At 76.2% G+C, this 7,245-nt stretch carries 7 protein-coding genes; all 7 read right to left on the minus strand.

From position 1 onward, the window contains the following. A partial coding sequence (locus ABD308_RS13295) for a hypothetical protein (RefSeq protein ID WP_344332991.1) occupies window positions 1–1,474 on the minus strand: 1,474 nt, incomplete at its 3' end. After that, the gene (locus tag ABD308_RS13300; protein WP_344332993.1) at window positions 1,471–2,160 is read right to left on the minus strand and encodes a hypothetical protein; all 690 of its coding nucleotides are present in this window, start codon (window positions 2,158–2,160) and stop codon (window positions 1,471–1,473) included. The genes ABD308_RS13295 and ABD308_RS13300, both read right to left, overlap by 4 nt. Then, window positions 2,147–2,425, minus strand: a complete 279-nt coding sequence (locus ABD308_RS13305; protein WP_344332994.1) for a hypothetical protein — start codon at window positions 2,423–2,425, stop codon at window positions 2,147–2,149. Before ABD308_RS13305 ends, ABD308_RS13300 begins: the two co-directional genes overlap by 14 nt. A 50-nt stretch (window positions 2,426–2,475) precedes the next feature. After that, entirely contained in the window at window positions 2,476–3,246 is a 771-nt protein-coding gene (locus tag ABD308_RS13310) for a hypothetical protein (RefSeq protein WP_344332996.1), read from the minus strand. A gap of 4 nt (window positions 3,247–3,250) precedes the next feature. After that, window positions 3,251–4,489 carry an AAA family ATPase gene (locus ABD308_RS13315; protein WP_344332997.1) on the minus strand — a complete coding sequence of 413 codons (1,239 nt, stop codon included), beginning with the start codon at window positions 4,487–4,489 and terminating at the stop codon, window positions 3,251–3,253. After that, window positions 4,486–6,537 carry an ATP-binding protein gene (locus tag ABD308_RS13320; RefSeq protein WP_344332999.1) on the minus strand — a complete coding sequence of 684 codons (2,052 nt, stop codon included), beginning with the start codon at window positions 6,535–6,537 and terminating at the stop codon, window positions 4,486–4,488. The genes ABD308_RS13315 and ABD308_RS13320 overlap by 4 nt, the downstream gene beginning before the upstream one ends. A gap of 15 nt (window positions 6,538–6,552) precedes the next feature. Beyond that, entirely contained in the window at window positions 6,553–7,224 is a 672-nt protein-coding gene (locus ABD308_RS13325; protein ID WP_425554758.1) for a hypothetical protein, read from the minus strand. Between the last annotated feature and the right edge of the window lie 21 nt (window positions 7,225–7,245).

Raw genomic sequence — 7,245 nt, forward strand, 5'->3', positions numbered from 1 at the left:
CCGCGGCCCGCCGGCCGGTGAGCCGGAGCACGGTCGCGACCTCCTCCGGGACCTGCCAGTCGATCTCGGGCGGCTCCCCGGCCCACAGCGTCCACACCGGCCGGCGCCGGGACAGGTCGAAGGCCACGGTGGCGGTGTCGGTCAGCACGATCGCCCGGGTCTCGTCGGCGGGCAGCAGCGCCCGCCTGGCGGTGGGCGGCAGCGCGGGTTCGATCCGGCGCCCCAGCGGCAGGTAGAGCGGCCCGGGGCCGACGCAGTGCAGCGCCTCCCCGACCGGCAGCCGCTCCAGCAGTCCGCCGGCCGCGATCAGCAGCACCAGGTCCCGGCCGGGGACCAGGTGCACCCGGTCGGCGAGGTGGTGCCCTTCCAGCATCAGCCGCACCAGGTCGCGTTCGTCCTCCCGCAGCAGCATCGCGTCGACCGGGGCGCCCGGGGTGCGGGCGGCCGCCAGGGTCAGCCGGGGCGCGGTGATCACGGCGGCGTCGGTGTCGCCGTCGGCCCAGTCCGGCGCCGGGCCCGCGTCCCGCAGCGGACGGTCGGCCGCCAGTGCCACCAAGGTCGAGCAGTCCAGTGGTTCGCCCACCCGCTCCAGCCGGGCGGACCCGAACTCGGCGCCGGCGAGCAGCCACACCTGGTCCCGGGCGAGCGCGAGCAGCGCCGGGTCCGGCAGCGGCACGGCCTGCCCGTACTGGACCAGCGCCCGGCCCCGGTCGCCGACCCGGCGGCAGGGCAGCACGGTCGGGTCGCGGTCCAGGGCGTCCAGGAAGGAGACGGGGACCTCGCCCCTCGCCGCCGTCAGGGTGAGTTCCCACACGGTGGTCCGCCGCTGCTCCCCGGCTCCGGCCTCCGCGTCGGCGCCCGCCTCGAACAGCGGGCTCAGCACGACGAGCTGATGCTCCGCCCGCAGGCCCAGGTCCAGGGCGCGGCGGACGATCCGGGCCGCCTCGGCCGCCCGGGCCAGCACCGAGACCTCGGCGAGCGGACGCCGGAGGGCCGGGTGCAGCCCGGCGCGCCGGAGCAGATCGATCAGCCGCACCGGTTCCAGCGCCGACCGGGGCAGCCGTTCCCGGGCCCGCGCGGCCAGGTCCGCCGGCTCGCCCCACCCGTGGTCCGCCAGCAGCTCGTTCCCGTGCACCAGGAAGAGATCGCCCGCGCAGGCCCGCGCGAGTTCGCGGGCCGCGTCCAGTCCCATCCGGTCGGACACCCACCAGGCTCCGCCGCCGGCCGCGCGCAGGCAGTCCGGCTCGCGCGGCCCGTACCAGGCGCCGAGCCGGCCGACGAACCGCAGCGCCGCCGTCGCCGTGCCGAACCGGACCGCGACCGCGGCCTCCGCACCGTCCTGGAGGAACGCGCCCGCACCGTCCGTGGCGCCCCGGTCCTGGAGCGGCGCGGCCGGTACGGGGACCACGGGCTCCGACGGCTCCGACGGCTCCGACGGCTCGGCCCGGCGCCGCCACCAACGTCCTTCGCTCATCGCCGCCCCCTCGCGCCGTCGAGGACCGGCCCGGAGACCGGCCGTACCCGGTCCGGCTCGACCGGGGGCAGGGTCAGTTCGGCGTGCAGCACCCGGCTCGCCCAGTCCCGCCAGCGGGTGGCCGCGTTCCGGCGCCGCCCGCGCAGCGACGCGGCGTAGATCAGGGCCACCTGGTCGTAGCGCCGGTGCTGCTCGGCGAGGGTCACGGCCCAGTCCTCGACCAGCCGGTCGAACACCTGCCGCCGGTCCTGGAGGTGGTTCGCGGCGGCGCGCAGGACGGGCGGCAGCGAGTCCGGGCCGGTGCCCTCGGCCGCGTCGCAGCGGGCGAGCACCAGCCGGTCGCGGACCGTGAAGCGGTCCGGCGCGAACGGGTAGTAGTCGTCGTCGACCATCGCGCTGCGGGCCTCGTGCGCCTCCAGCTCGCCAGGGCGCACCATCCGGATCAGCCGGCGTGCTTCGCGCGGATCGCCCAGCTCGTGGACCAGTGTCCAGGCGGCCTGGTGCACCAGCTGCCCGCTGCGGAAGTCGGTCACGGCCTCCGACCACAGGCCGAGTTCGCCCCACAGTTCGGCCGAGCGCCGGTACGCCCCGGCCGCCCGCAGGCAGCGCGCGGCCTCGGCGGGCATGCCCGCCGCCAGGTAGCAGTCGGCGGCGCGTTCGTAGAGCGCGGACTCACTCACGTCCACGCTCCGGCGACTCCTGCCCGGCGGGCTCGGGGAGCGGCGCCGGCGACCGCCGTGCGTCCCCGGTCCCCCGGTCGCGGCGCGGCGCGGCGGACAGGTCCTCCTCGATCTCCGCGTTCTCCTCCACCACCCGTGCCAGCAGGCCGACGACCCGGTCGTGCCGGGCGTCGTGGTCCGGCGCGGGCACCCCCTGCCCGACGGTGTCGACCTCGTACACCTCCACCTCGCCGGTGTCCGCCCGGAACCTGAACCTGACCCGTACCCGCACTGCGCCACCTCTCTGCCGCCGGAGCCCCGGGCCGTGGCCCGGGCCGTGCCTCAGACGTCCAGCTCGAACTCGATCTCCAGCACCCCGTCGCGTTCGGAGCAGCGGATGCCCTCGGCGCCGCGCGAGCGCGCGAAGGCCAGCAGCGCGTCCCGGTAGGCGACGGCCAGCACCTCGTGGAACAGGTTCCGGGCGGCCACTCCCACGGCGGCCAGCCGGGTGGCGGCGTCCGAGCGCAGCCGGGCCTCGCGCTCGGCGGTGGCGCGGGCGTAGGCCGCGTCGGCCGCGCTGCCCGCCGCCGCGTCCAGCTCCGCGGCCAGCCGCTCCCCGGCCCGTTCGACCTCCTCCCTGATCCGCCGCTCGCCGGCCTGTCGCAGCCGGAGCTCCGCGTCGGCCTGCGCCTGCCGGCGGGCCCGGGCCTGGGTCAGGCCGGGCTCGTCGTCGTACCAGACGCCCTCGCCCTGTGCCTCGAAGGTGTCGCGCACCTCGCCGCTCACCGCCCTGGAGGCCTCGCCGACCGATTCGACGACGGCCGAGGCGGTCGCCACGATCTCCAGTTCGGCGGTGTCGGGCCGGTAGAGCACGTAGCCGCCCCCGACCGGGTGGCGGTAGCCCTCGTCGGTCTCCCGCCAACCCGGTGAGCCGGCGAAGGCGCGCGGCAGCGCGGCCAGCGTCGGCGCGCCCACGGTGCCCCGCAGGGACTCGGTGATCCGCGCCTCGCCGACCACCTCGCCGCGCCGCACGACCGTGCGCCGGACCTCCTCCTCCCAGGCGAGCGCCAGCTCCCTGGTCGCCCGCACCCGGATGCGCCTCGGATTGCACATCGGCTCAGCCCTCCCCTTCGTCCTCGCGCAGCCTGGTCATCGCCGCCCGGCGCAGCTCCGCGATCCCCTTGAGCAACTCGTGCGCGGCCGGATGGTCCCGGCGCGCCTCGGCGTCCAGCCGGCCCAGCCGCCGGGCCACCTCCCGGACCTCCTCGGCGGTGTGCAACCGCGCGAACCGGTTCCGGTACTCGGTCAGGTCGATCCGCAGCTCGTAGACGTCACGTGCCGACTGTCCGCCGGCGGGCAGCGGTACGCCGTGGTCGGTGACGAGGCGCAGCAGCGACTGCTCGTCCCGGGGGCCGGCCCACATCCGCGCCAGCACCGACAGGTCCGAGCTCCGCGCCGTGCGGCGCCCGGCCAGCAGGGCCGAGGCCGCCACCGCCTTCTGGGCCTTGACCGCGCGCCGGTCGGAGAAGGCGATGCCCTCGGCCCGGAAGGCCCGGACGAGTTTGAGGTAGTCGTCGCGCACCGGGCCGAGGTCGACCTCGGCCACCGTGCGCTGGAGCACGCGCAGCCCGTCGAGCGGGAAGGTCACCCGTAGCCGGTCCTCGCCGCCGACCCGCACCGGCCGGCCGCCCGCCGTCGCGTCGTCCCGCGCCCCGGCCGCCTCGTCGGCCGCCTCGGCGATCTGCTGCCGCTCGGTGAGCCAGCCCAGTTCGAGCACCTGGTCCAGTTCGTCGTCGGCGACGTAGTCGATCCGGCCCCGGAAGAGGAAGCGGTCGCCGAACGCGGCGAGCACCGGATCGTCGGGGACCTCGTTGGAGGAGCCGAGCAGGGTCATCAGCCGGCCCTGGACGGTCCGCCCGCCGGTGGCGAAGGTCCGCTCGTTGACGAGGGTGAGCAGCGTGTTGAGGATCGCCGAACTGCCCTGGAAGACCTCGTCGAGGAAGGCGATGTGCGCCTCCGGCAGCATGCCGGCCGTGTTGACCTCGTACCGTCCCTCGTCCTGGAACTTGCGCAGGTCGATCGGTCCGAACAGCTCGGCCGGCTCGGTGAACCGGGTCAGCAGATAGCTGAACGGCCGGGTGTCGAGGATGTCGCAGAAGGCGTGGACCAGCCGGGTCTTGGCGGTTCCCGGCGGTCCGACCAGGAGCACGTGCTCCCGGCAGAGCACCGCGAGGGCCAGCAGGTCCACGGTGTCGTCGCGGCCGACGAAGCCGCGTTTGACCTCCTCCAGCCGGGTGGCGAAGGAGCGGGCGAGTTTGAGCACCTGGTCCGGGTGGCTGTGCGCGGCAGTGGTCATGAGGCGTCCTGGTCGGATCGGTTCTCGCGGCCGTCCCGGCCGTCGTGGAGGTCCCGGATGTCGCGGAGCGGGTCGGTGGGCCCGCGCCGGGCCGGGCCGGTGAGCGTGACGGTCGCGATCCGCGCGGTGCGCGGGGGAGCCGGGCGCCCGCGCGCGGGCTGTGGGCCGCCGCGGTCCAGATCGCGCTGCTGCCGGGCCCGGCGCAGCTCGCCCACCAGCACGCCGAGCCGGCGGGCGTCCGGGGGAGTGCCGTCGCCGAGCAGCTGGCCGACCCTGGCCTCACGGAAGACGGAGCGGATCTCGTCGCCGTTCATGCCCTCGGTCGCCTGCGCCAGCCGGACCAGGACGGCGGGGGCGACCGGTACGCCGAAGTGCTCGGCGTGGACCCGGGCGATCTCCAGCCGGGCGGCCAGGTCCGGCAGGTCGATCTTGACGGGCCTGAAGCGGCTGGGCCGCAGCAGCGCGTCGTCGATGATGTCGATGCGGTTGGTGGTGCCGATGGTCAGCACCGGCACCTCGGGCCGGAAGCCGTCCAGCTCGGTCAGCAACTGGGCGACGACGGCGTTGCCGGCCCGGCTGCCGCCGTCGTCCCGGCCGGTGCGGCGGGCGGCGATCGAGTCGAACTCGTCGAACACCACGACGGCGGGGGCGTTGCGGCGCGCCTCGGCGAACAGGTCGCGCACCTTGCGCTCGCTCTCGCCCACGTACATGTCGGTGATCTCCGGCCCGGAGACCACCAGGATCGTCGCCCCCAGCCGGCTGGCCACCATCTTGGCGAACAGCGTCTTCCCGGTGCCGGGCGGCCCGTGGAAGATGAACCCGCGCGGCACCAGGTCGTGCCGGAGCCCGGCGGGCAGCTCCACGGTGCCGCCGACGATCCGCAGGGCGCGCTCCAGCTCCCGCTTGACCTCGGCGTAGCCGCCGATGTCCTCCGGCTTGACGTTGGGCACCTCGAAGGCGCTGGAGGTGCGTGCCTTGAAGATGCGCAGCTCCTCGATCAGCTGACGGAAGGTCGGCGGCTTCCGCGGGCCCGGCTGGGTGGACTGGTGGTAGGCGAAGCGGAGCGCGTGCCGCAGCCGGACGGCGTTCATGCCGGCCACGTGCTTGTAGAAGCCGTCGGGGTCGAAGCCCGTGAAGAGCGCGGCCTCGCGCTCGGTCACCAGCACCCGGCCCAGCGGCAGGGTGCGGCCGTCCACCACCACCTCGCGCGGCAGGATGTCCATGTTCAGCCGCACCGCGAAGCGGCCCGCCAGCACCTCGGGGATGACCAGCGAGGGGTCGGTGAAGGCGAGCAGCACCCGCTCGCTGCGCTCGTACAGGACGTCGGTGAGCTCCCGCGCCTCGGCGGTCAGGGCGGCGTCGCTGCCGCCGGCCAGCAGATCGAGGTGGGGCACGACCACGACGTCCTGCGCGGGTGCCTCGGTGATCGCGGCCTGGAGCCTGGCCAGCAGCTCCGCGCGCCGACCGGTGCCGAAGCCCGCCTGCTCGGCCGCCCCGGCGGGGAGGGCGACCAGGGCCGGGTTGCGGCCGGACCTGCCCGCGATCTCCGTGGCCAGGTGCTCCACCAGGAGCTTCTCGCAGCGGATGAGGACGGACAGGCCGCTCTCCAGGTAGGCGGCGGCGCGGCCGATCTCCTGGTCGTGGGCGATCAGCACGGCCTCGCGCTCGCTGAGCCGGTCCCGGTGCTGGTGGCCGGGGCCGGGGGCGGGCCTGGGCGCCGGTTCGGGGACGGCCGACGCGGTGGGCTCCTCGGCGGGCTGTTCGGCGGTCCGCTCGGCCGGCTGTCCGGCGAAGCGCGCGAGGCTGCCGCCGGGCGGCAGGTAGAGCGGGGTCTGCGGCGACGGCGGCGCCGGCCGGACCTCCAGCTGGATCCGGCTCAGCGGCAGGCACAGGTGGTCCTCGGTGAGCTGCTCCAGCGCGAGGGCGGGGAACTCGGCCAGCAGCCCGCCGAGGGTCGGGTCGCCGTCCTCCAGCTGGTGGGTCAGATACCGGTCGTACATCGCCTGGTCCTGGCCGGAGACCAGGACGATGCGGCGCAGTTTGGCCATGCGGGCGGCTCCCGGTCAGCGCAGGGTGGCAGGGGTGAGGCGGTAGCGCCGGACCAGCCGCAGCGCGGGCTGGTGACCGGTCAGCAGCGGACGTTCGGCGAGCAGGTCCGGATGGCTCCGGGCGAGGAGGGACAGCGGCGCCCAGTAGACGGCCGTCGCCAGTGCCCGGTCGGGCGGCAGCCCCCGGCCGGCCATGGCGCGCCGGGCGGCGGAGAGCGCCTCGTCCCACTCCGCGCCGTACCGCAGCCGGGCGAACAGGTAGACGTCGGCCACCAGTTCGGGACGGTCGGTGCTCAGCCGCGCGAGCAGCGCGGAACGCCACTGGAGCACGGTGGCGTCCCGGTGCCAGGCGCCCAGGCCGGTGCACAGCACCCGGTGGCCGCCGGGGCGCCGGGCCAGGCCNNNNGCGGCCCGGATCACCGGGCCGGCCCCGGACTCCAGCTGATCGGCCGCCGGCCGCAGCAGTACCCCGGTCAGCGGCGAGGCGGCCAGCAGCGCCTCGGCGATCAGATGGTCCCGCGCCACCGCCTGGGAGCGGCCGATGGCCGCCGCGCCGGTGGACGCGCTCCGGTCCCACCGGGCGAACAGGTCCAGCACGAAGGGCTCCACCACCGCGTGCCGGGCCAGCGCCTCGGCCCAGCCGTCCGCCTCCGGCCCGGGACGCGGCACGGGGTAGGCCTCGGTCAGCGCGAGCGCCCGGTCGGCCTC

The sequence above is a fragment of the Kitasatospora putterlickiae genome, assembly GCF_039527695.1.
GTDB classification, from domain to species: domain Bacteria; phylum Actinomycetota; class Actinomycetes; order Streptomycetales; family Streptomycetaceae; genus Kitasatospora; species Kitasatospora putterlickiae.